The sequence below is a fragment of the Streptomyces sp. NPDC086519 genome (genome assembly GCF_040686075.1).
Lineage (GTDB): Bacteria > Actinomycetota > Actinomycetes > Streptomycetales > Streptomycetaceae > Streptomyces > Streptomyces shenzhenensis.
The window spans coordinates 1-25391 of record NZ_JBFBJL010000069.1 but is presented as its reverse complement, the minus strand read 5'-3'; the positions used below and the strand labels follow the sequence as shown (position 1 = coordinate 25391).

Annotated in this window: 22 protein-coding genes; 14 read left to right on the top strand and 8 right to left on the bottom strand. The window is 72.0% G+C overall.

What is annotated here, in order from left to right:
* Positions 1–52 precede the first annotated feature (52 nt).
* The 6 genes from AB0P24_RS39840 (at position 53) to AB0P24_RS39815 (ending at position 9068) form a co-directional block, all read left to right on the top strand.
* Complete coding sequence (locus tag AB0P24_RS39840) at positions 53–1840, top strand: serine/threonine-protein kinase (RefSeq protein WP_365802894.1); 1788 nt, start codon at positions 53–55, stop codon at positions 1838–1840.
* A gap of 361 nt (positions 1841–2201) precedes the next feature.
* Entirely contained in the window at positions 2202–2471 is a 270-nt protein-coding gene (locus tag AB0P24_RS39835; protein ID WP_365802892.1) for a hypothetical protein, read from the top strand.
* Between the two features lie 181 nt (positions 2472–2652).
* Positions 2653–4293, top strand: coding sequence for a serine/threonine-protein kinase (locus AB0P24_RS39830; protein ID WP_365802890.1), 1641 nt, complete (start codon positions 2653–2655; stop codon positions 4291–4293).
* Positions 4294–4405: 112 nt separating this feature from the next.
* On the top strand, positions 4406–5428 hold the full coding sequence (locus tag AB0P24_RS39825; RefSeq protein WP_365802888.1) for a serine/threonine-protein kinase: 1023 nt from the start codon (positions 4406–4408) through the stop codon (positions 5426–5428).
* Positions 5429–5563: 135 nt separating this feature from the next.
* Positions 5564–7189 carry a succinic semialdehyde dehydrogenase gene (locus AB0P24_RS39820; RefSeq protein WP_365802886.1) on the top strand — a complete coding sequence of 542 codons (1626 nt, stop codon included), beginning with the start codon at positions 5564–5566 and terminating at the stop codon, positions 7187–7189.
* Positions 7190–7289: 100 nt separating this feature from the next.
* Positions 7290–9068 carry a GMC family oxidoreductase gene (locus AB0P24_RS39815; RefSeq protein ID WP_365802884.1) on the top strand — a complete coding sequence of 593 codons (1779 nt, stop codon included), beginning with the start codon at positions 7290–7292 and terminating at the stop codon, positions 9066–9068.
* A 135-nt stretch (positions 9069–9203) separates the two neighbouring features.
* On the opposite strand, the gene AB0P24_RS39810 is transcribed toward AB0P24_RS39815, so the two are convergent.
* Together AB0P24_RS39810 and AB0P24_RS39805 are read right to left on the bottom strand one after the other, a co-directional pair.
* On the bottom strand, positions 9204–9371 hold the full coding sequence (locus tag AB0P24_RS39810) for an LAETG motif-containing sortase-dependent surface protein (RefSeq protein ID WP_365802882.1): 168 nt from the start codon (positions 9369–9371) through the stop codon (positions 9204–9206).
* 90 nt (positions 9372–9461) lie between these two features.
* Entirely contained in the window at positions 9462–10226 is a 765-nt protein-coding gene (locus AB0P24_RS39805; RefSeq protein ID WP_365802880.1) for a cell wall protein, read from the bottom strand.
* 214 nt (positions 10227–10440) lie between these two features.
* Here AB0P24_RS39805 and AB0P24_RS39800 point away from each other — a divergent pair, with 214 nt between their 5' ends.
* Positions 10441–11583 carry a hypothetical protein gene (locus AB0P24_RS39800; protein WP_365802878.1) on the top strand — a complete coding sequence of 381 codons (1143 nt, stop codon included), beginning with the start codon at positions 10441–10443 and terminating at the stop codon, positions 11581–11583.
* 585 nt (positions 11584–12168) lie between these two features.
* Here the strand turns inward: AB0P24_RS39800 and AB0P24_RS39795 are convergent.
* A complete protein-coding gene (locus tag AB0P24_RS39795) occupies positions 12169–12450 on the bottom strand; it encodes a chorismate mutase (protein ID WP_181805191.1) in 282 nt (93 codons plus the stop codon).
* Positions 12451–12810: 360 nt separating this feature from the next.
* On the opposite strand from AB0P24_RS39795, the gene guaA reads away from it, so the two are divergent.
* Entirely contained in the window at positions 12811–14376 is a 1566-nt protein-coding gene (guaA, locus tag AB0P24_RS39790; protein WP_365802876.1) for a glutamine-hydrolyzing GMP synthase, read from the top strand.
* Positions 14377–14628: 252 nt separating this feature from the next.
* Complete coding sequence (locus AB0P24_RS39785; RefSeq protein ID WP_365802875.1) at positions 14629–15423, top strand: class II aldolase/adducin family protein; 795 nt, start codon at positions 14629–14631, stop codon at positions 15421–15423.
* Positions 15424–15431: 8 nt separating this feature from the next.
* On the opposite strand, the gene AB0P24_RS39780 is transcribed toward AB0P24_RS39785, so the two are convergent.
* Positions 15432–16319, bottom strand: coding sequence for a DUF4429 domain-containing protein (locus tag AB0P24_RS39780; protein ID WP_365802873.1), 888 nt, complete (start codon positions 16317–16319; stop codon positions 15432–15434).
* Positions 16320–16507: 188 nt separating this feature from the next.
* On the opposite strand from AB0P24_RS39780, the gene AB0P24_RS39775 reads away from it, so the two are divergent.
* Together AB0P24_RS39775 and AB0P24_RS39770 are read left to right on the top strand one after the other, a co-directional pair.
* Positions 16508–17785, top strand: a complete 1278-nt coding sequence (locus tag AB0P24_RS39775) for a hypothetical protein (protein WP_365802871.1) — start codon at positions 16508–16510, stop codon at positions 17783–17785.
* Positions 17786–17960: 175 nt separating this feature from the next.
* Positions 17961–18500, top strand: coding sequence for a DoxX family protein (locus AB0P24_RS39770; RefSeq protein ID WP_365802869.1), 540 nt, complete (start codon positions 17961–17963; stop codon positions 18498–18500).
* 60 nt (positions 18501–18560) lie between these two features.
* Here the strand turns inward: AB0P24_RS39770 and AB0P24_RS39765 are convergent, their stop codons facing one another.
* On the bottom strand, positions 18561–18770 hold the full coding sequence (locus tag AB0P24_RS39765) for a hypothetical protein (protein ID WP_365802867.1): 210 nt from the start codon (positions 18768–18770) through the stop codon (positions 18561–18563).
* Positions 18757–20181, bottom strand: coding sequence for a PspC domain-containing protein (locus AB0P24_RS39760; protein WP_365802865.1), 1425 nt, complete (start codon positions 20179–20181; stop codon positions 18757–18759). The genes AB0P24_RS39765 and AB0P24_RS39760 overlap by 14 nt, the downstream gene beginning before the upstream one ends.
* Positions 20182–20379: 198 nt before the next feature.
* Here AB0P24_RS39760 and AB0P24_RS39755 point away from each other — a divergent pair, with 198 nt between their 5' ends.
* Together AB0P24_RS39755 and AB0P24_RS39750 are read left to right on the top strand one after the other, a co-directional pair.
* On the top strand, positions 20380–21672 hold the full coding sequence (locus AB0P24_RS39755) for a PspC domain-containing protein (protein ID WP_365802863.1): 1293 nt from the start codon (positions 20380–20382) through the stop codon (positions 21670–21672).
* Positions 21669–22382: a response regulator transcription factor gene (locus AB0P24_RS39750; protein ID WP_234534206.1), complete on the top strand. Its 714-nt coding sequence runs from the start codon at positions 21669–21671 to the stop codon at positions 22380–22382. Before AB0P24_RS39755 ends, AB0P24_RS39750 begins: the two co-directional genes overlap by 4 nt.
* 50 nt (positions 22383–22432) lie before the next feature.
* Here AB0P24_RS39750 and AB0P24_RS39745 read toward each other — a convergent pair whose 3' ends face one another.
* Positions 22433–23491: an NlpC/P60 family protein gene (locus AB0P24_RS39745; RefSeq protein ID WP_365802861.1), complete on the bottom strand. Its 1059-nt coding sequence runs from the start codon at positions 23489–23491 to the stop codon at positions 22433–22435.
* Positions 23492–23948: 457 nt separating this feature from the next.
* Here AB0P24_RS39745 and AB0P24_RS39740 point away from each other — a divergent pair, with 457 nt between their 5' ends.
* The gene (locus AB0P24_RS39740) at positions 23949–24302 is read left to right on the top strand and encodes a hypothetical protein (protein ID WP_365802859.1); all 354 of its coding nucleotides are present in this window, start codon (positions 23949–23951) and stop codon (positions 24300–24302) included.
* Between the two features lie 21 nt (positions 24303–24323).
* Here the strand turns inward: AB0P24_RS39740 and AB0P24_RS39735 are convergent, their stop codons facing one another.
* Positions 24324–25292 carry a tellurite resistance/C4-dicarboxylate transporter family protein gene (locus AB0P24_RS39735; protein WP_365802857.1) on the bottom strand — a complete coding sequence of 323 codons (969 nt, stop codon included), beginning with the start codon at positions 25290–25292 and terminating at the stop codon, positions 24324–24326.
* Positions 25293–25391 lie beyond the last annotated feature (99 nt).

The window sequence follows — 25391 nt, the reverse complement described above, 5'->3', positions numbered from 1 at the left end:
GGCGGTCCTTAGTCTGAGCCTGACAAGAGCATTGCGGGGCAACGTGAATCAGATGCAGGGCCTGCTCATCGCGGGCCGCTACCGGCTGGCCGACATCATCGGCAGCGGCGGCATGGGCCGGGTGTGGCGCGCTCATGACGAAGTGCTGCACCGCGCGGTCGCGATCAAGGAGTTGACGGCCGCGCTCTACGTCTCCGAGAGTGACCAGCCCATCCTGCTCGCCCGCACCCGGGCGGAGGCCCGGGCCGCGGCGCGCATCAACCACTCCGCCGTCGTCACCGTCCATGACGTACTCGAACACGACGGCCGCCCGTGGATCGTCATGGAACTGGTCGAGGGGCGCTCGCTGGCCGACGAGGTCAAGGAGCGTGGACGCGTCGAGCCGCGAGAGGCCGCCCGGATCGGGCTGTGGGTGCTGCGCGCGCTGCGCGCCGCACACAGCGCCGGGGTGCTGCACCGGGACGTCAAGCCGGGCAACGTGCTGCTCGGCCAGGACGGCCGGGTCCTGCTCACCGACTTCGGTATCGCGCAGATCGATGGCGACACGACGATCACCCGTACCGGGGAAGTCGTCGGATCCGTCGACTACCTCGCGCCGGAGCGCGTGCGCGGGCACGATCCGGGGCCGTCCTCCGACCTGTGGGCGCTGGGCGCGACGCTTTACACGGCGGTGGAGGGGCGCTCGCCGTTCCGCCGGACCTCGCCGCTGACCACCATGCAGGCGGTCGTCGAGGACGAGGCCGGCGAGCCGCTCAGCGCGGGCCCGCTGGAGCCGGTCATCACGGCCCTGCTGCGCAAGGAACCGGCGCATCGGCCGAGCCCCGAAGAGGCCGAGCAGATGCTCGCCGAGGCGGCGGAGGGACGACGGCCGAGCACGGCACAGGCGTACATACCCACGCGGTCGCAGATCGCCGGTGGCGGTGGCGGTGGCGGGGCGACGCGGCCGGCCGCCGGCGGTTCGTACCAGACCCACCAGGAGGGAGCGGCGTACGGGGGCGCGCGCGGCAGCGACGCGTACGGCGGTGACCCCTACGGCGCCAGCTCCTACGGCGGCACCTCCCGCGGGGGTTCCCACAGCGATTCGCACAGCGGTTCGCACAGCGGTTCTCCCGGCGGTTCCATGAACTCGCCGACCGCCGTCGCTTCCCCCTCCGCGGCCGTCTCCGCGCAGCCCGGGCGGCGTCGGCTGCGGACGCTCGCACTCGTCGTGGTCCTGGCCGCGCTGGTCGGCGGTGGCGCGGCCGTGGCCCTGCAGAAGTGGGACTCCAGGCAGCGGGACGACAGCGGCAGCGTGGCCTCCCCGGTCACCTCCGGTCCGTCCGCCTCGGACAGCGCGACCACGGCCTCGGGCGGCACGATTCCCGCGGGCTGGCGCAGGTACGACGACCCCGCGGGCTTCACGCTGTACCTGCCCGCGGGCTGGAGGCGCTCGGTGTCCATCAAGAAGACGGACGGCCTGGAGCAGATCGACTACTCGCCCGACGGCGGCACACACCTCGTACGCGTCGCCGTCGACACCTCGCCCGACTACAACAACGCCTACGACCACATGCGCAACCTCGAGTGGCAGCTCGGGCAGAGGCTGGTGGACTACAAGACGGTGAGCCTGAAGAAGGGCGTGTACCGGGATCTGCCGAGCTCCCGCTGGGAGTACACGTGGACCGCGCTGCCGAAGGACGCGAAGGAACCGGGGCCGTACCGGGCCGTCGACGTCGGTTATTTCAACCGCGACGGTGTCGAGTACGCGATCTACACGGCCTCACCGGTCGAAGACTGGGCCACCACCAGAAAGCAGTTCACCTCCGTCCTCCAGGGCTGGCGAGAGGGCGAAGTCAAGTGATGAGAGTATCGACCGGCGCTCGGCATTCCGGTCGGCCTTTCTGCCGGTGCGCCGTGTCCGAGGGTTTTTGAAAGGAGAGCACCCGCGAGAGAACGATCGCTTTGCTCTGCTCCGGGGGTGTTGCACGGGCCCAGCGGGCGTGAGGGGACCGAGGCCCAATCCGAGCAGGTGAGCCCGCCGACTATCTTGTCCCCTTCCCGGACCGCCACGTGCACACCGACATAGCGGAGGAAATTGTCGGTGGTCGACGCGTGAGTACCGATGGGGAGAGTCGATCCTTTTCCGTCGTATTCGTGGTGCCAGGGCCAGTCCCTGAGGGAGTCACTGCCTGGCCGACCAGTCGGTGAACGTGAGACTCCCCGTGGCGCCGGTCGTGGAGCACGAGGCGCCGCCGCTCGCCGCGCTGGCATTGGTCACCCTGGTCGCGGCGAATATCGCCACTGCCGCGACACTCGTGACGGAAAGACGTTTCAAGATTTTTGCCATAAAGAAACGACAAGACTTCCGTGGATCACGTGACAGCGGCCATCCAGTCAGCTGTTTTGTCTTGCATGGAGCGCATGTCAGGGCGACTTGCCATGTTTTGAATCTGTTTCAAAATCGGGGTATGGCTGAAAATGATCGCCCATGAAGTTGTCGCAACGGAGAGCCACCGAACTCCCCGGCTGCGCTCGCTCCGTTGTCGGCCCGGTGACGACTGCGGCTGGGACGTCAGACATGGGAGGTGTGTCACCGGCCGTCCTGGGGCGGCGGCACCTTCGGCCGGTCACCGCCCCGGAGGGGGCCGTGCCCGGCGCGGCATGATGGGGCCCATGGCGACCGATGGGGATCAGAGGGACGGCCTCCGTGTCATTGCCGGGCGATACCGGCTCGAGAAACGGCTCGGGCGGGGCGGAATGGGTGTCGTATGGCGCGCGGCCGACCAGCTACTGGGGCGGCAGGTCGCCGTCAAGGAGCTCACCGTCGACGACTCCCTCTCGGACGACGACGCCCGGCTGCGCCGCGAACGCACCCTGCGTGAGGCACAGGCCGTCGCCCAGTTGCACCACCCGCACATCATCGTCGTGCACGACGTGGTCGAGGACGGCGGACGGCCGTACATCGTCATGGAGTTGATCGACGGCGGTTCGCTCGCCGACCGGATCTCGCGGCGCGGGCCGGTGGACGTCGGCGAGGCCGCGCGGATCGGGATCGCTCTGCTGAGCGCGCTGCGGACGGCCCACGAGGCCGGGGTGCTGCACCGGGACATCAAACCGGCGAACGTGCTCGTCGAGGCCGGCACCGGGCGTGTCGTCCTCACCGACTTCGGCATCGCCCAGGTCGCGGGCGCCACCACGCTCACCGAGACCGGCTCCTTCGTCGGCTCACCCGAGTACACCGCGCCCGAGCGGATGTCCGGGGCCCGGTCCGGCCCGCCGTCCGACCTGTGGTCGCTGGGGGCGCTGCTATGCGCGGCGCTCAGCGGCGAGTCGCCGTTCCGGCGCGACTCGTTCGGCGGAATCCTGCACGCCGTGGTCTCCGACGAGATCCGGCCACCGGTCCAGGCCGAGCCGCTGCTGCCGGTCGTACGGGGGCTGCTGGAGCGGGATCCCGAGCGGCGCCTGGGCGCGGCGGAGGCCGAACTGATGCTGCGCGGGTTCCTGGAGACGGGAGCCGTGACGGGCGGCGCCGGTACGGCGCGGAACGCGGCCGCCGCGTCGTACACACCGACCGAGCGGGACGTCCCGTTGCCGCCGCCCCCGGAGCCGGCCGCGCCGCCCCGGCCCTCCTCCCCCCGGGGGGTGCTGGTCGCCGCGCTGCTGGTCGCCGCGGTGGCCGGGGCGGGCGTGTCGGCGGCCATGCTGCTGTTCCACGGGGGCGGGGGCGCCGCGCCGGGCCCCGCGGGTACGACGGCCGTCTCCGCGTCGCACCCGTCGGACTCCTCGGCCACCGCTCCGCCGCCCTCGGCCACCACTCCGTCGGACTCCTCGGGCACCCCGCCGTCCGCCACCACCCGTCCCCGCACCGCACCCTCCGGCTACCGCCTCGCGCGGGACCCGGCCGGCTTCGCTCTCGCCGTCCCGGAGGGCTTCACCCGCGACCCGCAGGGCGAGCGCGTCTTCTACATGTCACGGGGGCAGACCTTCCGGCTCGGCATCAAGGTCTCCGAGCCGCAGACGGGCGGACCGGGCGGGGTGATGCGGCGGGCGGCGGCCGAGGGGCCGAGCACCAACCCCGGGTACCACGACGGCCGGGTCACGGACACCACCCATGCCGGACACCCCGCCGCGTTCTGGGAGTTCACCTGGAAGGGCTTCAGCGCGACGGAGGGACCGCGGCACACCTACGACCTCTGCTGGGAGGAGAGCGGACAGCTGTACGACGTGTGGGTGTCGGCGCCGGTCGGGAAGGTGCGGGAGGCGCGGGAGTACTTCGACGTCGCGGTGGACACGTTCACGGCCAACTCGGCCTGACCCCCGTCGACATGGGGCGGTCCGGGCACGCACACAGGAAGCGGGCCGCGGTCGGCGGCCCGCTGACCGCGCCGCTTCGACAAGGGCATGGTGCGCAGGGTACTGATGTGACATGAGCGAAGACGGCGAACGGCCGGTCGAGGGACGTCTGATCGGTGGGCGCTATCGACTGGCCGAACGCATCGGCTCCGGGCCGGTCGGCACGGTGTGGCGCGCCCGCGACGAGCACGACGAGCACGACGAGCACGACGGGCGGGACCCGGCGGAGAACCGGGCTTCGGCGGACAACAGGGCTTCGGCGGACAACAGGGCGACGGCGGACGACCGGGCGCCGTCGGACCGCGGGGACGCTCGCATCGAGCGGTACGTCGCCCTTAAGGAACTGCGCCTGACCGGTGGGCCGGCGGACGAGGAGCGGCAACGGGCCGCGCACCGGCTGCTGCACGAGGCCCGTGCCGCCGCCCGCGTCGACCACCCGGCCGCCGTCGCCATCCACGACGTCCTCCTCGACGGCGAACTCCCCTGGATCGTCATGGAGTTGGTGACGGGGGAGTCCCTGCACGCCGCGCTCGCCGCGCGTGGGCCGCTGCCGCCCGCCGAGGCCGCCCGGGTCGGGCTCGCCGTCCTCGGCGCGCTGCACGCCGCCCACAGCGTCGGCATCGTCCACCGTGACCTCAAGCCTTCCAACGTCCTGCTCGAAGCCGGCGGCGAGCGCGTCGTCGTCACTGACTTCGGCATCGGCGCGGCCCAGCCGGAGCCGTGCGGCGGTGACTTCGTGGCCCCTGAGTGCGGGGAGGGGCGCGGCGCCGGGCCCGCCTCCGACCTGTGGTCCCTGGGCGCCCTGCTCCGTACGGCCGTGGCGAGCGCGGAGGGACCCCTCGCGCCGTTGCTCGCACAGCTGCGCGCCACCGAACCGGAGGCCCGGCCGGCCGCCGCCGACGTCGCCGAGGCACTCGCCGAGGCCGCCGGCGCGAGCCTTCCGGAATGGGTGACCGCACCCCCGGCCCCCGCCCCGCCCGCCCCCACCCCTGCTCCCACCTCGGTTCCCCCCTCCGGGACGGCCCCCGAACCCCGCCGTCTCACCCCGCTCACCGCCCTCGGCCTGCTCCTCGCCAAAAAACCGGAACGCGGCTGACCGGCGCTGATCATCCCTGTCAAGCCCCTGATCAGCGCATTCCCTGCCAGTGATCACTGGCAATATGTGTGCGGTCGGTGAATCCGAGTTACCCACGGGTACCCAAAGGCCCCGCTCCCGAATACCCTGCGGCTCATGACGGACTCGCAGGCCCCCGCCCACGCATCGGCCACCACCGGCACGAACCCGCTCGCCCCCGCCCCCGCGGGGGCCCGAACCGCCGCCGACGTGGTCACGCCCGAGCTGGTCGCCCAGCTCACCAAGGGCGTCGTCGGCTCCGGACGCACGGCCAACCACACGCCCTTCACCGGCGAGAAGCTGGCCGACCTGCCCGAGTCCACCCCCGAGGACGTGGCGAAGGCCTTCGACGCGGCCCGCGCCGCGCAGGCCGTGTGGGCGAAGGTGCCGGTACGGCAGCGTGCCGCCGTTCTGCTCCGCTTCCACGACCTGATCCTGGCCCGCCAGGCCGAGGTCCTCGACCTCATCCAGCTGGAGACCGGCAAGGCCCGCCTGCACGCCCACGAAGAGGTCCAGGCCGTCGCGGTCGCCTCCCGGCACTACGGTCGCAAGGCCCCCGCCTATCTGCGCCCCAAGCGGCACGCGGGCGCCATGCCCACCCTCACCCGGGTGACCGAACTGCGCCACCCGCGGGGTGTGGTGGGCCAGATCGCCCCCTGGAACTACCCCCTCGAACTCTCCGTCGGTGACGCGCTCCCCGCCTTCGCCGCGGGCAACGCGGTCGTCATGAAGCCGGACACCGAGACCTGCCTGACCGCGCTGTGGGCCCGCGACCTCCTCATCGAGGCGGGGCTGCCCGCCGACGTCTTCCAGGTCGTCCTCGGTGAGGGCCCGGTCGTCGGTCCCGAGGTCGTCCGGCACGCCGACTACGTCTCCTTCACCGGCTCCACCCGCACCGGGCGCGAGGTGGCGCAGGGCGCGGCGGCCCGCCTGGTCGGCGTCTCCCTCGAACTCGGCGGCAAGAACGCCATGCTGGTCCTCGACGACGCCGACATCGAGAAGGCCGCCGCGGGCGCGGTCCGCGCCTGCTTCTCCTCGGCCGGCCAGCTCTGCATCTCCATCGAGCGGCTGTACGTCCACGAGTCGATCGCCGACGCCTTCGTCGAGCGCTTCGCCGCCCGCACCAAGGCCATGCGCCTCGGCACGTCCCTCGCCTACGGCGCCGACATGGGGTCCCTGGTCGGCGAACGGCAGCTGGAGACCGTCAAGCGGCATGTCGAAGAGGCCGTCGAGAAGGGCGCCACCGTCGTCGCCGGCGGCACCGCCCGCCCGGACATCGGCCCCTACTTCTACGAGCCCACCATCCTCGACGGCGTCGAGGACGCGATGGCCGTCTGCACGGAGGAGACCTTCGGCCCGGTCGTCTCGATCTACCGCTTCAAGACGGAGGAGGAGGCCATCGAACACGCCAACGGCACCCCGTACGGCCTCAACTCCTCCGTCTGGACGAAGAACGGCAGCCGAGGCCGCGAGGTCGCCGCCCGCCTGCGCGCCGGCACGGTCAACGTCAACGAGGGCTACGCCGCCGCCTACGGCAGTGTCCAGTCCCCGATGGGCGGCATGAAGGACTCGGGCCTGGGCCGGCGCCACGGCTCCGAGGGCATCCTCAAGTACACGGAGGCGCAGACGGTCGCCCAGCAGCGGCTCCTTCCCATGGCGCCCTCGCTGGGCATGGACGACGAGAAGTACGCCCAGTTCATGAGCACCAGTCTCCGGGTGATGAAGGCGCTGAGGCTGCGATAGGCGCCCCGCCACAGGCGCGGGCCGTATCGATATGCGGCTCCGCCGCGTGGGCGCGATCAACCACGTAACACCCGCACGCGAAACTCAACGAGGAGCACCCGTGCCCCAGGACACCTACGACTACGACGTCATCGTCGTCGGCTCAGGCTTCGGCGGCTCGGTGACCGCCCTGCGTCTCACCGAGAAGGGCTACCGCGTAGGCGTCCTGGAAGCCGGCCGCCGCTTCACCCGCGACACCCTCCCCAAGAACTCCTGGGACATCAGGAACTACCTCTGGGCCCCCAAGCTCGGCTGCTACGGCATCCAGCGCATCCACCTGCTCGGCAACGTGATGGTGCTGGCCGGAGCAGGCGTCGGCGGCGGCTCGCTCAACTACGCCAACACCCTGTACATCCCGCCGAAGCCCTTCTTCGACGACCCCCAGTGGCGTGACATCACCGACTGGCAGGAGGAGCTGAAGCCGTACTACGACCAGGCGCAGCGCATGCTCGGTGTACGGCTCAACCCGACGATGACCCCGTCCGACGTCCACCTGAAGGCGGCGGCGGAGAAGCTGGGCGTCGGCGACACCTTCCACCTCGCCCCGGTCGGCGTCTTCTTCGGCGACGGCAAGGACGCCGACGGCGAGGCGAAGGCGGCCCCCGGCGACCAGGTCGCCGACCCCTACTTCGGCGGCGCGGGCCCCGCCCGCAACGCCTGCACCGAGTGCGGCGAGTGCATGACCGGCTGCCGGCACGGCGCGAAGAACACCCTCAACGAGAACTACCTCCACCTCGCCGAGCAGGCCGGCGCGGTGGTGCACCCGATGACGACGGTGGTCTCCGTCACCGACGACTCCCAGGGCGGCTACGCGGTCGCGACCCTGCCCACCGACGACCGCCGCAGGGCCAAGGGCCGGACCTTCAAGGCCCGGCGGGTCGTCATCGCCGCCGGCACCTACGGCACCCAGACCCTCCTGCACCGTATGAAGGCCGGCGGCCAGCTGCCGTATCTCTCCGACCGCCTGGGCGACCTCACCCGCACCAACTCCGAGGCCCTGGTCGGCGCGCAGACCGACAACCGCCGTTACCGCAAGGCGCACGGCACCCCCAGGGCCGACTTCACCCGGGGCGTGGCGATCACGTCCTCCGTCCATCCGGACGAGAACACGCACATCGAGCCGGTCCGCTACGGCAAGGGGTCGAACGCGATGGGCGGGCTGTCGATCCTCCAGGTGCCGTACGCGGAGGGCTCCTCCCGTGTCCTCGGCTGGCTGGCGAACGCGGCCCGCCACCCCCTCCTGGTGCTGCGCTCGCTCTCCAACCGGCGCTGGTCGGAGCGGACCATCATCGGCCTGGTGATGCAGTCGCTGGACAACTCCCTGACGACGTACCTGAAACCGGACGGCGTCGGCAAGGGCCTGCTCACCGCCCGGCAGGGCCACGGCGCCCCCAACCCCAAGCAGATCAGGGCTGCTTCGGAGGCGGCCACCGCGCTCGCCGCCGAGATCAACGGCTTCGCCGGCAGCAACGTCGGCGAGCTGATGGGCACCCCGCTCACCGCGCACTTCCTCGGCGGCTGCCCCATCGGCGACTCCCGCGAGACGGGGGTCATCGACCCGTACCACCGGCTGTACGGCCACCCCGGCATCTCGGTCGTGGACGGCGCCGCCGTCTCCGCGAACCTGGGCGTGAACCCGTCCCTCACCATCACGGCGCAGGCCGAGCGCGCGATGTCGTACTGGCCCAACAAGGGCGAGGCGGACCCGCGTCCGCGGCAGGGCGAGCCCTACCAGCGCCTCCAGCCGGTCGAGCCGCGCCGTCCGGCGGTCCCGGCCGAGGCCTTCGGAGCGCTGCGGCTGCCGTTCCTCGGGATTCCGGCCGTACCGCCGAAGAAGTAGGCCGAAGGAGCAGGCCGAACAAGCAGGCCGAAGAACCGGCTGAACACCGAAGAGGGACCTGTGCCCCCCTCCGAGCCCAGGTCCCTCTTCGATCGGTGCGCGGCCGTCGCCGTACGACGGTCCGCGCGACCTTGCCTATGAGTCCGCGCCGGCCTTCCGCCGCCGTACCAGGACCACCGCACCCGCGCCGACCACCACGGCGACTCCGCCGACCAGGCCGATGACCGGGAGCGCCGAGCTGGAGCCGGTGTCGGCGAGGTTGCCGGTCGGCAGGTCGGAGATGTCGCCCTGCGGCTTCTTCACGGAGTCCTTGCCGCCGTCGTCGCCCGGCGTGGCGGTACCCGGGTCCGGGTTGGACGAGCCGGCCTTGAGGACCGTGAAGTCGTACTGGGCCTAGCCCTCGGCGATGCAGTCCTGGCCGTCGACCTTGTCGAGGTAGGCGCCGGAGCCGAAGGAGTAGGCGTCACCGGCCGGCGCCTTGGCGTCGATGGAGACGCGCAGGTCGATCGACCTGCTCGCCCCGGACTTGAGCTCGGCCACGTAGAAGAAGTAGTCGCCGGCCCAGTCGTCGCTGCCGATCCGGTCCCAGGAGCCGTTCTCGGGGTTCTTGAACTCCAGGTCGACGTACGGGCTGAGGTACTTCGACTCGTCGAGCTCGTAGTTCTCGATCTCGGCGTAGAAGGCGACGCCCTCGACATCCGTCTTGGAGTCGTTCGTCACGACCAGCTGGAAGCCGTGGAAGCCGTCGCCCGCGACGATCTTGCCGGGCAGGCCCTTGATGTCGGCGGACACCTTGGCGTCGCCGAAGTTCTCGTCGAGGTCCTCGCAGTACGGGACGTCCGGGTCGGACGGGTCCTCGCTGGGCTCGGCCGACTCGGACGGCTCGGCGGAGGCGGACGCACTCGCACTCGCGCTCGCGCTGTCGCTGGGCGAGGCGGAGGCCGACGCCGACTCGGACGCCGACGCGCTGTCGCTGGGGGAGACGGAGGCGGACGGCGAGGCGGACGCCGTGTCGCTGGGGATCTCGCTCGGCGCGCTCTCGGACGCCGACGCGCCCGGCGCGTCCTCCGCGAACGCGGCGACCGGCGCGGACAGCAGGGCGACCGGCGCGATCGCGGCCGTGACGGCCGCCGCGGTGATGACCCGGCGAAGTTTCATGAGGACCCCCGTCAATCAGCAATCAGACGCGGTGGATGGATGTCACCGCTGGTACCGCTGGTGTGACCGGTGAGTCCTGTGAATGGTTGCCTCCGTATTCACAGGATTCTTATGTGACGTGAGTCACTTGCCCTGGGGGGTTACCGGGTGGCATGGACACAGCCGTTTCCAAGGTTATTCTCGGCCCCGTCGAACGGCCGAGCGAGAGAGTGTCATGTCTGACAGACGGTCCGAAGAATCGTCGGGGGACGAGCCGTCGTCCTCCTCCATATCCGACGAGGTATGGGCACAGTTCCTCCGCGACTCCGAACGGGACATCCGCACGTCCGCCCCCAAGGAGCCCTCCGCCCGGGCCCGGGAGGTGACCGCGCGGCTCAAGCGGCAGAAGGGGGAGCCCGAGGGGTGGCGGACCGGGCCCGCCTGGCAGGAGATGAACGGCCGGGCCGCCCGCCGCCGCAGGACCTGGGCGGTCGTCGGCGTTCCGCTGGCGATCGCCGTGGCCGTCGTGGCGATGCGGCCCTCCCTGATCCCGGGCGATCCCTTCGGCTCGTCCGCCGGCACGGACACCGCCACCGCGCCCCTGCCCGACGAGACCACCACCCCGACCGCCCCGCCCTCCGCGGTCGCCCCCGACACCCCCACGCTCGCCCACCCGTTCGCCGGCTCCCCGGCGCTGCGCTGGGCCGACGGCGCGGCCGGCATCGTGCTGCCGAAGGCCACCGCGCTCGGCGCGATCCCGAAGGACCGTGTCGAACTGGCCCTCCAGCAGACCAAGAGGCTGCTGGTCGACGCCAACCTGAACCCCGACGTGGTGGCCGGCGGCCGTCCCCGGGCCGCCCTCTCGGTGCTCGACCCCAAGCAGCCGGACGTGCTCGACAACCTCACCACCTCGCTGCGCAGCCCCAGCAAGACCCATGACCCGCTGTTCCTCTTCAGCCGCTTCGACCCGAAGGACGTGAAGCAGGCCGGGAAGATCGTCAAGGTGCGCGGCCGGATCACCTTCACGAAGGGCAAGTTCGAGGGCGTGGCCGTGCACGCCGACTACACCTTCGTCTACCCGGTGGTCCGTGCCGACGGCTCCACCGAGGTCACCCGCACGATCGTGCGCCGCGTCATCGACGCCGAACTCCCCGACCCGGTGCGGTACCGGGTCACCCCCGGCCGCCTGAGCCTCCTGCGCTACGACGAGGACGCCGGCAACTCGGCCTGCGACATCAACGACGGCTATCTGCACCCGCAGTTCCCGTCCCAGGCCCCGACCGCCGGGGCCGCCCCCAGCGGTCCGTCCGTCGACCCGTACGACCGCAGCCGCGACATCGGCGCGGAGCAGGCCTGCGGCACGGCGAGCCGTACATAGGAGAAGGGCCCCGCGAGACGGAGCCGCGGGGCCCTTCTTTCGTCAGCACCGACGTCAGGGCAGCGTCGGTGCCTGGAAGCGGCGCCGGGGGGTTGCGCCGCTGGTCTCTGTGCCCTGTGTCACCGTCCGTACCCCGGGTCGGCGCCCCGGCGCGCTCGGGGCGTACGGCAGGTCTCGACCTTTGGCGGACGGTCGGCACACGGCAAAACCGTTGCCTGAACTGGGACTTGGGAACTCCGAAGGCCTTGCGGGCCTTCTACGCATCGTGCTGGATGCACGCGGCCTCCGCAACCGTTTGACCCAGCCCTTGTGCATTTCTGCGATTTTCCGCCGGTCGGCCCCGGGCGTCCCCGGAGCCGGCCGTCTCTTGGGTGACCGGGCTGCTGTCCCCTGCCGTCCGGTCACTTGACTGGAGCGAGGTCCCACGACGCACGGCACGTTCCGTACGTCTCATCGCCCCAGTGAGCCACGCGTGGTTCTTCGGGCCCGCCCCTGGCTGGCACGGACACCCCACCCAACGAAACGGCCCGCGGGCCGGTCACGCGCCGTACGGGTGAGAAAGGCCCGAACTCAGGTCCGCCCGACTCAGATGCGACCCCGGCACAGCTCCAGGAGCGTCATGGCGAGGGCGGTGCCGGGCTTGCCGAGCGCCGTGCTGTAGTGGCCGAGGATCTCCATCTCCCGGGAGAGGTTCACCCGGCGGCCGCCGGAGGTGATCCGGGCCTCCTGGACGACGGCGGAGACGGCCATCCGTTCCTGGATCAGACCGATGATCCGGTCGTCGAGCGCGTCGATGCGCTCCCGCGCACCGGCGATCACCTCGGCGGCCTCGGGGGTACGGGCGCCGGTCACATCGAGCGTGGTCATGTCGGGGCTCCTCGTCTGAAGGGCTGCGGTGCCCCGGAGCGACAGGATCCGGAGAAAACACCAGGCGCCCCGGACCTTGTCGGCCCGGGGCGCCTGGGGAAGTCGCTTGTCAGTGTCTCAAGCAGCACGACCATGGCAGCCGGTGGGCCGGTCGCCATAGGTAAAGAGGAAGGTCGTGTGGGTGAGCATGGGGCCGAGTATGCCACAGAACCCCGTCGCCGGACGGGGGCGGGCCTGCTGCTGGGTGGGCAGGGGTTTCCGGGCGTCCGGGGGCGGAGCCTCCGGGGACGGGAGCCGCCCCGGCGCACCCCGTTAGAATCGGTAGTCCCAGACCCCGCCCCCACCGCCGGAAGGCACCTCGTGTCATCAGCCACTCCCGACACCGTCCTGGTCGTCGACTTCGGCGCGCAGTACGCCCAGCTCATCGCCCGCCGCGTCCGTGAGGCCCGGGTCTACAGCGAGATCGTGCCCAGCACCATGCCGGTCGCCGAGATGCTCGCCAAGAACCCGGCGGCGATCATCCTCTCCGGCGGCCCCTCGTCCGTGTACGAGGAGGGCGCCCCCCGCCTGGACCGCGAGCTCTTCGAGGCCGGCGTCCCGGTCTTCGGCATGTGCTACGGCTTCCAGCTGATGGCCCAGGCCCTCGGCGGCACGGTCGACAACACCGGCGCCCGCGAGTACGGCCGTACCGACCTGCACGTCTCCAAGGCGGCCTCCACCCTCTTCGAGGGCACCCCCGCCGAGCAGCACGTGTGGATGTCGCACGGCGACGCCTGCTCCGCCGCCCCCGAGGGCTTCACCGTGACCGCGTCCACGGACGTCGTCCCGGTCGCCGCCTTCGAGAACGACGAGAAGAAGCTCTACGGCGTCCAGTACCACCCCGAGGTCATGCACTCCACGCACGGCCAGCAGGTCCTGGAGCACTTCCTGTACCGGGGCGCCGGCCTCAAGCCGACCTGGACCACCGGCAACGTCATCGACGAGCAGGTCGCCGCGATCCGCGAACTGGTCGGCGACCGGCGTGCCATCTGCGGTCTGTCCGGCGGCGTCGACTCCGCGGTGGCCGCCGCCCTCGTGCAGAAGGCCATCGGCTCCCAGCTGACCTGCGTGTACGTCGACCACGGACTGATGCGCAAGGGCGAGACCGAGCAGGTCGAGAAGGACTTCGTGGCCGCGACCGGCGTCCAGCTGAAGGTCGTCGACGCCGAGGCCCGCTTCCTCGACGCCCTCGCCGGGGTCTCCGACCCGGAGCAGAAGCGGAAGATCATCGGCCGCGAGTTCATCCGGGTCTTCGAGCAGGCCCAGGCGGAGATCATCGCCGACGCGGGCCCGGCCGTGGAGTTCCTGGTGCAGGGCACCCTCTACCCGGACGTGGTGGAGTCCGGCGGCGGCACCGGCACCGCGAACATCAAGTCGCACCACAACGTCGGCGGTCTGCCGGAAGACCTCGAATTCAAGCTGGTCGAACCGCTGCGCAAGCTCTTCAAGGACGAGGTCCGGATGGTCGGCCAGGAGCTCGGCCTGCCGGAGGAGATCGTCCAGCGCCAGCCGTTCCCGGGTCCGGGTCTCGGCATCCGGATCGTCGGCGAGGTCACCAAGGAGCGCCTGGACCTGCTCCGCGAGGCCGACGCGATCGCCCGCGAGGAGCTGACCGCGGCCGGCCTGGACCGTGACATCTGGCAGTGCCCCGTGGTCCTGCTCGCGGACGTCCGCAGCGTCGGCGTCCAGGGCGACGGCCGCACCTACGGCCACCCGATCGTGCTGCGCCCGGTCTCCTCCGAGGACGCCATGACGGCCGACTGGTCCCGCCTGCCGTACGACGTCCTCGCGAAGATCTCCACCCGGATCACCAACGAGGTCCGTGACGTCAACCGGGTCGTCCTCGACGTCACCTCGAAGCCGCCGGGCACCATCGAGTGGGAGTAGTCCCGGGCGTGTCCGGTCGCTCTCGGTGCGCACGAAGCTGAAGGAAGCTGAAGAAGGTGCTGAAGACGAGGTGGCCCGGCTCCGGCCGGCGCCACCTCGTCGACGTGCGCCGTACGAGCCACTTCGCTGTCGATTCCCGACATCTTCTGTCGCGATCTGCTCGCGTGCGTCATCTTTACAGAACAGCTCTGTTTTCCTGCGCTGACCGGCGGTAACTTCCGGCCGTAACAAAAACCCAGTGCTGGAGGACCTATGCACGGGCCGACTCCGCCCCTGCCGCTGCCCACCGATCAGCTCCAGTTCGCGATGCCGCCGATGTACGACTCGCTCGACGACGAGCGCCGGCATCGCAAGGAGCGGCTCGCCGGCGCGCTGCGGATCTTCGGCCGGTCCGGACTGGAGGACGGGGTGTCCGGGCACATCACCGCCCGCGACCCCGAGTACTCGAACTGTTTCTGGGTCAACCCGTTCGGCATGCCGTTCAAGCACGTCACCGTGAGCGACCTCGTCCTCGCCAACCAGGACGGCCAGGTGATCGAGGGCGGCTACCACGTCAACCAGGCCGCCTTCACCGTTCACGCGCAGGTGCACGCGGCCCGCCCGGACGTCGTCGCCGTCGCCCACTGCCACTCCGTGTACGGCCGCGCCCTGTCCGCCCTCGGCGACCTGCTCGACCCGATCAGCCAGGAGAGCTGCGCCTTCTACGAGGACCACGCCCTCTACGACGCCTACACCGGCGTCGCCGTCGACGCCGAGGAGGGCCGCCGGATCGCCGCCGCCCTCGGCTCCCGCAAGGCGCTGGTGCTGCGCAACCACGGGCTGCTGACCGTCGGCGACTCGGTGGACGCGGCGGCCTGGTGGTTCCTGTCGATGGAGAAGTCCGCGCAGGTCCAGCTGACCGCCAAGGCGGCCGGCCGTCCGCTGCTCATCGACCACAAACTCGCCGTCGCCACCCGGGAACAGCTCGGCGGCGACCTGGTGGCCTGGATCAACTACCAGCCCCTGTGGCAGGACATCAGCCGCAGCGAACCGGACCTGCTGAGTTAGCCCCCGGTTCAGAAACTCCGCAACACGGCCGCCTTCGTCAGCGCGAACTCCTCGTCCGTGAGCACCCCGTCCCGGTGCAGCTCGCCCAGCTCCCGCAGTCTGCGCAGCAGGACGTCGTGAAGGTCGGCCGACTGGCGCGGCACGGTCACCGGGGCGCGGTCCCGGCCGGCGTACTCCGCGCCCGGCCGGGTCGACGGATGCGGCAGCCGGGCCGTGGCCGCCGCCGCGACCAGCGCCGTCAGCAGGTCGCGGCGGACACTGCCCCACAGGTCGAGGGCGTACGGGTCGCGCTCGGCCGGCAGCTTCGAGAACGCTGTCTCCCGGGTCACGAACCGCAGGAAGCCGTCCCCGCGGCCCGAGTTGGGCAGCCACTCCACCTGCACCAGATCGCCCACGCCGATGATCCGGGGCCCGGTGGCCCGCTTGACCCGGTCGGAGGTGTCGGCCCAGTCGATGCGCACCTGCGTACCGTCGAACGACACCGTGCCGTCCGAGGACCGCACCGACACCGGAACCGGCGGCCCCGGCAGCAGATACGTCTTCGTCGGCTCCTTCGGGACCTGGTCCAGCAGCAGCGACTGCCGGATCTCCGCCACGACGTACTCGGCCACCCCGGACCGGTCCGCGTCCACCGTCAGCCGATACGGATCCGCCGCCTCCGGCAACCGGCCGCCCGTCGCCTGCAACAACGGGTCCGCACCCTCGCGCAGCCGCATCCTCAGCCGCCCCCGCCTGCGCTCCGGCTCGTACGCCACCCCCGCCACCGCCTCCAGGGGCACGGCGATCTCCCCGTAGGTCTGCCGGAACAGCGGTACGCAACGGTGGCGTCCCGGTGTGATCCGGACGGTGCTGCCGTCGAAGGCCCAGGTCCCGTCCCGCTGGATGATCTCGGCCATGGGGAAATTCTCGCAGCCAGGTCAACATGTCCGCCGTACCTTCACTCGTCGTGACCGGCCCACTGAACGAGAACGGCCTGGCGTAGGGCACAATTCGCTCTCGACACAAGGGAGTTGCACGACGCCGTCCGGCCCCGGGAAGGGCCCTGCGGGTCGTGCCCCGGGCGTGGGGAAGGCGGGCGTCGGGCGTGGCGGTGCAGGAGGCGGGGCGGGGCGCCGGTTCGGGTGTCCACGGGGGCGGCTGCGCGTGCGGGGACTGCCCGCACGGGGCACGCGAGGGGCACCGGCGGGCGGTGGCCGAATTCCTCCTCAAACGCGATGAGTTCGCGGCCGGACAGGGGCTGCCCGCGGCGGTGGCCCACTCGGTCTCCGCCTCCCGCCAGTGGGTCTCCGAGGAACTCACCCAGTCCGCCGACGTGGTCGCCGAACGCGGCCGCGCCGAGGGCCAGGCCTGGCTCGCCCGCCTCTGGCTGCGCACCGCGTGCACCGTCTGGGCAGCCGTCGTGATCATGCTCCTCACCCAGTCCCTCACCGCCGTCGGCGCGGGCTGGACCAGCGCCCGCACCGCCGGCCTGCTCGCCGCCCTGATCACGGCCCTGGCCCTCACCGCCGCCTCCTGGTTCCACCGCTCGCGCGGCGGGGTGCTCGCCCCCGTCATCGGCGAGGACAACCGCATGTCCACCTCCCGCACCGTCGCCGCCTCCTGGGTCCTCTTCGTCGCCTATTCCGTCCTCGTCCTGGCCGGCCGTCTGGCCGCCGCCTCCTCCTCCGCCGAACGCGACGCCCTCATCTCGGGCCTCGACCTCGCGCGCGGCGCCGGTGTGGTGACCGTGCTCGCCGTGGTCTGCGGCATCGCCGTCCTGGTGCGCCGGGTGGTCGGCCTGCGCATCGCAGGCCAGCGCCTGCAGAAGGTGCGCGCCCCCCGCCCCCGGGCCGCCGACCTGCTCACCGACGACGCCGGCCGCGGCACCTTCGCCGACATCCAGTACGTCGCCATCAGCGCCGTCGCCCTGATCTTCGCCGCCGTACGGCTCGCCCGCCGCCCCGATCAGCTCCCCGACCTGCCCTGGGGCCTCGCGACGGTGGTCCTGATCTCCGCCGCGACCTACCTGGCCGGCAAGTACGCCGAGGGCGGCCGCCCGGTGATCCTCTCCGTCGTGCGCGCCCGCGAGGCCGGTGACCTGGACGCCCCGATCCGCACGGGCGACGACATCGAGATCCGCGGCACCGGCTTCGTGCCGCCCGGCGCCCAGAGCGCCGACCGGCTCTCCCGCATGGTCGTCCGCATCGGCGCCGTCAACGTCCACGTCCCCCTGGTCCCCGTCATCGGCGGCTTCAGCAACCCCACGGACCAGGTTCTCACCGTCCCCGTCCCGGCCGACGTGGAGCCCGGCTCGGTCGAGGTCCAGGTGGTGACGGCGGCCGGAGTGGCGACCAACCGGTGCGTGGTCGAGGTGACCGACTGAACGGCCCGGGCGGGTCCCTTCCGGCCTTCCTTGCCCTCGTTTCTCCACCCTCACGGGTGGCTGAGCCCGGCCGAAATTCGGAAAAACGTCCCGGAGAGGGTTGAGCCGGTCGCCGTTGTCGTACGTATGGTCTGTTGAGGGGCATGGGTACAGCGGCGAGAGGCGGCTACTGACGATGACTCACAGCATTCGTTCGGACACGCACACCCCCTATCTCGACGGCGATCGCGGACTGCGCGAAACCGCCACCCGGTACGCCCTCCTTCCTCTGCGGATCTTCCTGGGCGTCACCTTCATCTACGCCGGCCTGGACAAGCTGACCGACAGCGCCTTCCTGAAGTCCGGCGGGTCCGGATCCATCGGCGACACCATGCGAGGGGTCCGTGACTCCGCCGCGATCCCAGCCCTGGTCGACCTGGCCCTGAAGAACCCCGTCGGCTTCGGCACCGCGATCGCCATCGGCGAGCTCGCCGTGGGCCTCGGCACCCTCTTCGGCCTGCTGGCCCGCCTGGCCGCGCTCGGCGGCGCGCTGATCTCGCTCAGCCTCTGGCTGACCGTGAGCTGGGCCAATTCCCCGTACTACTACGGCAACGACCTCGCCTACCTGATGGCCTGGCTGCCCCTGGTCCTCGCCGGCGCCCCCTATCTCTCCCTGGACGCGATGCTCCGCGCCCGACGCCGACACCGCTCCGCACGGGCTTCGCTGGGGCTCTAGCGGGCTCCAGGCCCTCTTGGAGCCCGCTCTGGCCTCCTAGCGCCCTCCGGTGTGCCGCGGCTAGCCCTCCGGTGTGCCGCGGCGCCTGCGTATCGCCCGGCTCAGGGCCGCGGTCATCCCTGCCAGGAAGAGGCCGACCACCATCACGGGGATGACCGCGAACCACTCGGTGTCCCACCAGCCGCCCGCGTCCCCGGCGTAGGCGACCCCCGCCCCCGTCAGGAAGACACCGACGACCAGCCGCCCGGGCTGGAACTCATGCCGCAGCACGGGTCACCTCCACCTGTCCCGCGCCGACCTGGAGATCCAGGTCGAGCGTCCCCGTGTGCTTCGCGCCGCTCGTCGGCGGCAGCGTCACGTTCTTGTGCCTGCCCGGCTCCACGTTCACGTCCTTCTTGTCGTCACCGGGCAACTGGATGTCGCCCACCCCCACGTCGATGCTCAACGCCACGGTCACGTCCGCCGGCAGGACGATCTTCAGCTGGCCGGCGCCCACCTCCGCCGACGTCGCCACCGTCTGTCCCCCGGCGACGCGTATGTGCGTCAGGTCCAGCGTGGCCACGCCCGTCCCGAGGTCGTACTTCGGCGACACCTCCGCCGCCGTGGCCGGGGTCCAGGACGCCCGCGTCCAGTGGGTGCTGATGTCGGACGGCAGGGCCGTCGCGCCCGCCAGCAGCGCCGCTGTGACCAGCGCCAGGAACAGCGAGCCGGCCCCGGTGCGTCCGAGGAACGAGCTGAGCGCCGTGCCCAGCCCGAACACGATCAGCGCGCAGGCCAGACCGGTCTGCAGGCTGATGCCCAGCGGGTGCCCGTCCCAGGTCAGGCCGGCGCCCAGACCGCCCGCCAGCAGGGCGAACAGGAAGATCCAGCCGCTGATCCAGCGCGGCCCGCGCGGCTTCGGGGGCGGGCTCTGCCGGGCGCGGACGTCCTGACCGTGGACCCATGGGGTGCTCAGCCGGATGTCGAGCCCCGGGGCGGCCCGGCCGCGTGCGTCGGCCGGGCCCCAGAGATAGCCGGTGCCGCCGACATGCGTGCCGTCCTTGACGATCGGGTCGCGCCACCACGACGGGTAGGAGATCGGGATCGGCGGCGCCTGGGCCTCCGGCGGGGCGTCGGCGACGGCCTGCGCGGACAGCGGGTCGGGGTCGGGGGCGCCGCGGCGCCGCGACCAGTACCCGGCGCCGGCCAGCAGCAGGGAGAGGACGACGGCGAACGCCAGCACCTGGCCGTTCCTGATCATCGTCAGCAGCACTCCGCAGCCGACCAGCGCGAACAGCACGGCCGCCAGGGCCTGCCCGTCGACCCGGCCGGTCAGCAGCTTGCGGACCTCGTTCTCCTCGTCGTCCTCGTAGGGCACGAAGAGCCAGGCGAAGCCGTAGAAGAGGAGGCCGATGCCGCCGGTCGCGGCCAGCACGGCCAACGTGATGCGGAAGATCACCGGGTCCAGGTCGGTGTGGCGCCCGAGCCCCGCGCACACGCCCGCGATCATCTTGTGCCCGCGGTCCCGCCGGAACCGGACGGGAGCCGCGTCGACGGCTTCCGCGCCGGCGCCGGTGGCGTCGGCCCCCGTCGCGGCCGTCTCCGCCGCGGCGGGCGCGGCATCCGACGGCCCGGTGCCCGCTGCGGGCCGCGGGCCGGGGCCGGGTCCCGGACCCGTCGCGGCGTGCTCGTGCTCAGTCATGAGTCAATGGTGACGGCCGTGCCGCCGCAACGGCAGTCGGGATGACCCTGGCCGAACCCTGAAATCGGCCCCGAGACCGGACCGGGAAGCGTTCGAAGGGGGCCGCGGCGCCCGGAGCCGGGGGAAATCCGAAGATCAGGGGAGTCTCGGGGGTCGACCCTGATGCTCCGCAACTCCGGGCGTGTGAACATCGATGGCATGCCGGAAGCCGCAGCAGTGCCCCTCGACGACCCGCGGCCGCCGCGCAAGCTCTACCGCAGCAGCGACGGCCGCTGGCTCGGCGGAGTGGCGCGAGGCCTCGCCGGGCACCTCGGGCTGCCCGTGGTCTGGGTGCGGCTGGTCTTCGTCGGCCTGTTCATGGCCAACGGTCTCGGTGCGCTGCTGTACGCCGCGTTCTGGTTCTTCGTACCCCTCGGTGTCGGCGGTGTCGGCGGCCAGAAACCGCCGTCCCTGGTCGCCACCGAGACCCTGGCCGACGGCCGCCGCAGACTCGTCGCCCGCAAACCGGACCGGGGCCAGATCGTCGCCCTGCTCCTCATGGTCGTCGTGTCCATGGTGTTCGTGGGCAGCGTCAACCTGACCAGCGGCGCCAAGGCCTATCTCCTGCCCGCGGTCCTGGTCGCCGCCGGTGTCGCCCTCGTCTGGCGCCAGGCGGACAACGCCCGCCGGGCCCGCTGGGTCGAGGTCGGCAGCCGGCGCCGTACGCTCACCCTGCTGCGCGCGGGCGTCGGCGTGCTGCTCGTCACCGCGGGCGTCTCGGGCGTCTTCGTCATGCAGGGCTCCGCCGCGCACATCGGCGCGGTGCTCCAGGCGGCCCTCGCCGTGCTCGTCGGCATCACGCTGCTCGCCGGTCCGTATCTCGTGCGCATGACCCAGGACCTCTCCGAGGAGCGGCTGATGCGCATCCGCGCCCAGGAGCGCGCCGAGGTCGCCGCCCACGTCCACGACTCCGTGCTGCACACCCTCACCCTGATCCAGCGCAACGCGGAGAACGCGGGCGAGGTGCGCCGCCTCGCCCGCGCCCAGGAGCGCGACCTGCGCACCTGGCTCTACAAGCCCGAGGGCACCGGCAAGGACGAGGCCGACGAACCCGCCACCCTCGCCGACGCGGTCCGGCGCAACGCGGCGGAGGTGGAGGACAAGCACGGCGTTCCCATCGAGGTCGTGGTGGTCGGCGACTGCCCGCTCGACGAGCGGACGGGCGCGCAGATGCAGGCCGCGCGCGAGGCGATGGTCAACGCGGCCAAGTACGGTGGCGAGGGCGGCGCCGTCCAGGTCTACGCCGAAGTCGAGGGCAGGACGGTCTTCGTGTCCGTCCGCGACCGCGGTCCCGGCTTCGACCTCGACTCGATACCCGCCGACCGCATGGGTGTCAGAGAATCGGTCATCGGCCGCATGGAGCGCCACGGCGGCACCGCACGGCTGCGGTCCGTGCCGGGCGGCGGCACGGAGGTCGAGCTGGAGATGGAGAGGGCGGAGAAGACGTCATGAGCGACGCGACCGAGGCGAACGGCCCGGCGGAAGGCGCGGAGAAGGCCGGGCGCCGGGTGCGCGTGGTCCTCGTCGACGACCACCGGATGTTCCGGACCGGCGTCCAGGCCGAGATCGGGCAGACCGAGCAGACCGGCGTCGAGGTGATCGGCGAGGCCGCCGACGTCGACCAGGCGGTCTCGGTGATCACCGCGACCCGGCCCGAGGTGGTCCTCCTGGACGTGCACCTGCCAGGCGGCGGCGGGGTCGAAGTGCTGCGCCGTTGCGCCCCGTTGATGGCGGACGCCGAGCAGCCGGTGCGCTTCCTGGCGCTGTCCGTGTCGGACGCGGCCGAGGACGTGATCGGCGTGATCCGCGGCGGCGCCCGCGGCTACGTCACCAAGACCATCACCGGCACCGACCTGGTCGACTCGATCTTCCGGGTCCAGGAGGGCGACGCCGTCTTCTCCCCGCGGCTCGCCGGGTTCGTCCTGGACGCGTTCGCCTCCACCGACGCCCCGCCGGTCGACGAGGACCTCGACCGCCTCACCCAGCGCGAGCGCGAGGTGCTGCGCCTGATCGCCCGCGGCTACGCCTACAAGGAGATCGCCAAGCAGCTGTTCATCTCCGTCAAGACGGTCGAGTCCCATGTCTCGGCGGTGCTGCGGAAGTTGCAGCTGTCGAACCGGCACGAGCTGACCCGCTGGGCGACGGCGCGCCGGCTGGTCTGAGACGGCGCCGCGCGGACTCGGCGCCGCGCGGCCGACCGGAGGCCGGCGGCTCACACGACCCGTGTGGCCCCCGCGAACGGCATCTCGTCGATCGGGGCGATCCGTACCGGCGCCGACGGGTTGGGCGCGTGGATCATCTCGCCGTCGCCGATGTAGATGCCTACGTGACTGATGCCCGAGTAGAAGAACACCAGGTCACCAGGCTGGAGTTCGGAGCGGGCGACGCGGCGGCCGGCGTTGATCTGGGCGTATGTGGTGCGGGGGATGGAGACGCCGGCGGAGCGGTAGGCGGCCTGGGCGAGGCCCGAGCAGTCGAAGGCGTCGGGGCCGGTCGCGCCCCAGATGTAGGGGCTGCCGAGCTTCGTGTAGGCGTAGGCGACGGCGGCCGCGGCCCGGGAGTCGGCGGCGGCGACGCTGCCGGCGGTCAGCGGGGCGCGGGCGTCCGTCGCGGAGCGGGAGGCGCGCCCGGTGCCGTCGTCCGCCGTGACCGCCGCCCGCTGCCCCGGCGACAGCCGCTCCAGGAGCCGCCGGGCCTCGCCGAGCTTGCCGTTGATGGCGGTCTTCTGCCGTTTCAACTCGGCCTGCCGGGACCGCAGCGAGGCCAGCTCCACGTGCGCGGCGCCGCGCAGTTGCTCGATCTCCCGCAGCCGGCCGCGCACCCGCGCCACCGCACCGGCCTGCCGGTCGCCGGCCCGCTCGGCCCACGCCGCGTCGTCCAGGTACCGGTCGGGGTCGCTGGACAGCGCCAGCTGCCAGGACGGATCGATGCCGCCGTCGCGGTACTGCGCGGCCGCTATCGAACCGAGCGCGTCCCGGGCGGAGTTGAGCTTCTCCTGCGCGCGGGCGGTCTCGTCCTGCAGCGACGTCAGCCGCCGCTGGGCGGTGTCGGCCTTGTCCTTCGCTCCGTCGTACTTCTGGGTGGCCGCCTCGGCCTCCTGGTACAGCTGGTCCACCTTGGCCTTCACCTGCGCCGGTGTCAGTGGCGGCTCGGCGTTTCCGGTCCCGTCGAAAGCCGTCGCGGTGGCCGCGCCCGCCAGGGCGAGGGTGACGGCCGCGCGGGCCGTGTTGCCGCTGAGCGAGTGCTGTCGGGGCTTGCGGTGCGCTGCCACCTGGACTGTCCCGTCCTTTCGTACGAACGCCGTCTCGTCCGTGCGAACGCCAGGGGAGCGTCCGTACGGCCGCGGGGGAGTGCGGAGTGTGCGTCCGGCGGCGGCCCGCGCAGGGGTAGCGGACCGTCGCCGGACTTTCTCGGCGGTGGTGTCCGACTGCCGCCCCTGGCCCGGGCGGCGGTGGGGAGTCGGTCACCTGGGGGAGGACGGTAGGCCCGAGTGTGTCGGCCTGGTGACGCGATGCACGGAATTGGCGTGACCGGATCGTTACCCGACGGTATGTGAACGGCATTCCGGTCCGGAGCCGTCGGCTTCTCGGGGTGGGATGACCGAAGCGGCGGTTCCGGGACTGGCGGGGGACGCGGAGTGCTATGGGGTGCATATATGCGGGGCGGCGGGCGTTGAGGGAGGGGCCGGTGCCCGGTGCCCCGTAGGGCCCTGGTTAGGCTCCGGGGCCATGGACGTACTCATCCATCTCTTCGTCGGCCTGCACATCATCGGCATCGCCGCGCTTCTCGGCGGCTTCCTCACCCAGATGAAGGCGATGGGCCAGGGCACGGCCCGGTTCGTGCCCGGGATGCTGCACGGCGCGTTCACCATGCTCGCGACCGGCGTGATCCTGGTCGGCCTCAACGAGGCCGACGGCCACCACGTCAACACCATCAAGATCGGCGTGAAACTCGCCCTGCTGATCGTGATCCTCGGGCTCGTCTACGTGAAACGGGACGACGAGAAGGTGGAGAAGGGTGCCTTCGGCCTGGTGGGCCTGCTCACCATGGTGAACATCTTCATCGCCGTCCTGTGGACCTGAGCCCCACCACGGGCGCGGTCCTCAGCGGGCCTTCCTGAGTCCGGCACGGGCGGCCGCCGCCGCGCCGGCCGCCACCGTCAGCCAGGCCGCCACCGCGACCCACGCCAGCACCCGCCCGGGCCACTTCAGCCACGCGCCGCCGACGGCGGCCGCGACCGACAGCGTCGCCGTGGCCGTCATTCCCATCGGGAACACCGTCGCCCAGCGGCGCACGTCGTGGCGCGGCCGGGGCCACGCCACCTCCGCGGCCAGCAGGACGGCGTACCAGGCCAGGGCCAGGACCAGCAGCGCCACCGTCACTGTGCGCAGGACGCCGCGGTCGTCGTCGTTCCACAGGTACAGCCGCGCACTGTCGGCGGCCAGCAGGCTCGCCCCGGCCAGCGCGGAGATCGCGAGCGCGCCGCCCGCCACCCACTGGTCACCGGGCCCCTCGGCGATCTGCCGCCATACGAACCGGGGCGCGGCGAGCCCGTACATCGCCAGCCCCAGCCAGAAGAGGACCAGCGAGAGGTGCGCGAGCCACGCCGTCGTCACGGCCGCCGCCAGCGTCGCTCCCAGCACGGCCGGCCCCTGGGTGGCCACGCAGACCAGGAAGACGGCACCGGGCATGCGCGGCTTCCAGTGCTTCACGACCAGGATCAGCAACGGCAGCCACAGCACCACCGCCAGCGCGAGCAGGGCCTCGGCGAGGGTCTGCCACCCGAGCGCCGAGAACCGCGTCCCCAGCACCGTCGTCGCGGCCACCGCGCTGAGCGTGCCCGGCGTCCGGGCCTGAGCCACCCGCCGCCGACGGTCCAGGACCAGCCGTACGGCGACGTCCGCGGCCAGCGCCACCCACATCACGCAGGCCGCCACCAGCGCCACCCGGGACAGGGCCTCCGCGCCCGCCAGGTGCAGCCCCGTCGACATGATGCCGGTGGCCATCACGGCGGCCCCGGTCGCCGGTGGATGCTGCGCCCACCAGGCGCGCAGGGGTGAGATGCCGGACATGTCCCTGATGCTAGGGAGAGCCGGCCACGGCCCGAACGGGCCACGCGCGCGTGCGGCCCGGAAACCGCGCGGCCGCGTGACAGGGGCGCGAGCGCGCGG

Bases quoted from the DNA above. Each gene is read 5' to 3' on its own strand.
- AB0P24_RS39805 (WP_365802880.1), bottom strand. From the start codon at position 10,226: ATGAAACTTCGCCGGGTCATCACCGCGGCGGCCGTCACGGCCGCGATC.
- AB0P24_RS39760 (WP_365802865.1), bottom strand. From the start codon at position 20,181: ATGACTGAGCACGAGCACGCCGCGACGGGTCCGGGACCCGGCCCCGGC.
- AB0P24_RS39795 (WP_181805191.1), bottom strand. From the start codon at position 12,450: ATGACCACGCTCGATGTGACCGGCGCCCGTACCCCCGAGGCCGCCGAG.
- AB0P24_RS39770 (WP_365802869.1), top strand. From the start codon at position 17,961: ATGACTCACAGCATTCGTTCGGACACGCACACCCCCTATCTCGACGGC.
- AB0P24_RS39750 (WP_234534206.1), top strand. From the start codon at position 21,669: ATGAGCGACGCGACCGAGGCGAACGGCCCGGCGGAAGGCGCGGAGAAG.
- AB0P24_RS39840 (WP_365802894.1), top strand. From the start codon at position 53: ATGCAGGGCCTGCTCATCGCGGGCCGCTACCGGCTGGCCGACATCATC.
- AB0P24_RS39740 (WP_365802859.1), top strand. From the start codon at position 23,949: ATGGACGTACTCATCCATCTCTTCGTCGGCCTGCACATCATCGGCATC.
- AB0P24_RS39735 (WP_365802857.1), bottom strand. From the start codon at position 25,292: ATGTCCGGCATCTCACCCCTGCGCGCCTGGTGGGCGCAGCATCCACCG.
- AB0P24_RS39830 (WP_365802890.1), top strand. From the start codon at position 2,653: ATGGCGACCGATGGGGATCAGAGGGACGGCCTCCGTGTCATTGCCGGG.
- AB0P24_RS39785 (WP_365802875.1), top strand. From the start codon at position 14,629: ATGCACGGGCCGACTCCGCCCCTGCCGCTGCCCACCGATCAGCTCCAG.
- AB0P24_RS39825 (WP_365802888.1), top strand. From the start codon at position 4,406: ATGAGCGAAGACGGCGAACGGCCGGTCGAGGGACGTCTGATCGGTGGG.
- AB0P24_RS39800 (WP_365802878.1), top strand. From the start codon at position 10,441: ATGTCTGACAGACGGTCCGAAGAATCGTCGGGGGACGAGCCGTCGTCC.
- AB0P24_RS39755 (WP_365802863.1), top strand. From the start codon at position 20,380: ATGCCGGAAGCCGCAGCAGTGCCCCTCGACGACCCGCGGCCGCCGCGC.
- AB0P24_RS39820 (WP_365802886.1), top strand. From the start codon at position 5,564: ATGACGGACTCGCAGGCCCCCGCCCACGCATCGGCCACCACCGGCACG.
- AB0P24_RS39780 (WP_365802873.1), bottom strand. From the start codon at position 16,319: ATGGCCGAGATCATCCAGCGGGACGGGACCTGGGCCTTCGACGGCAGC.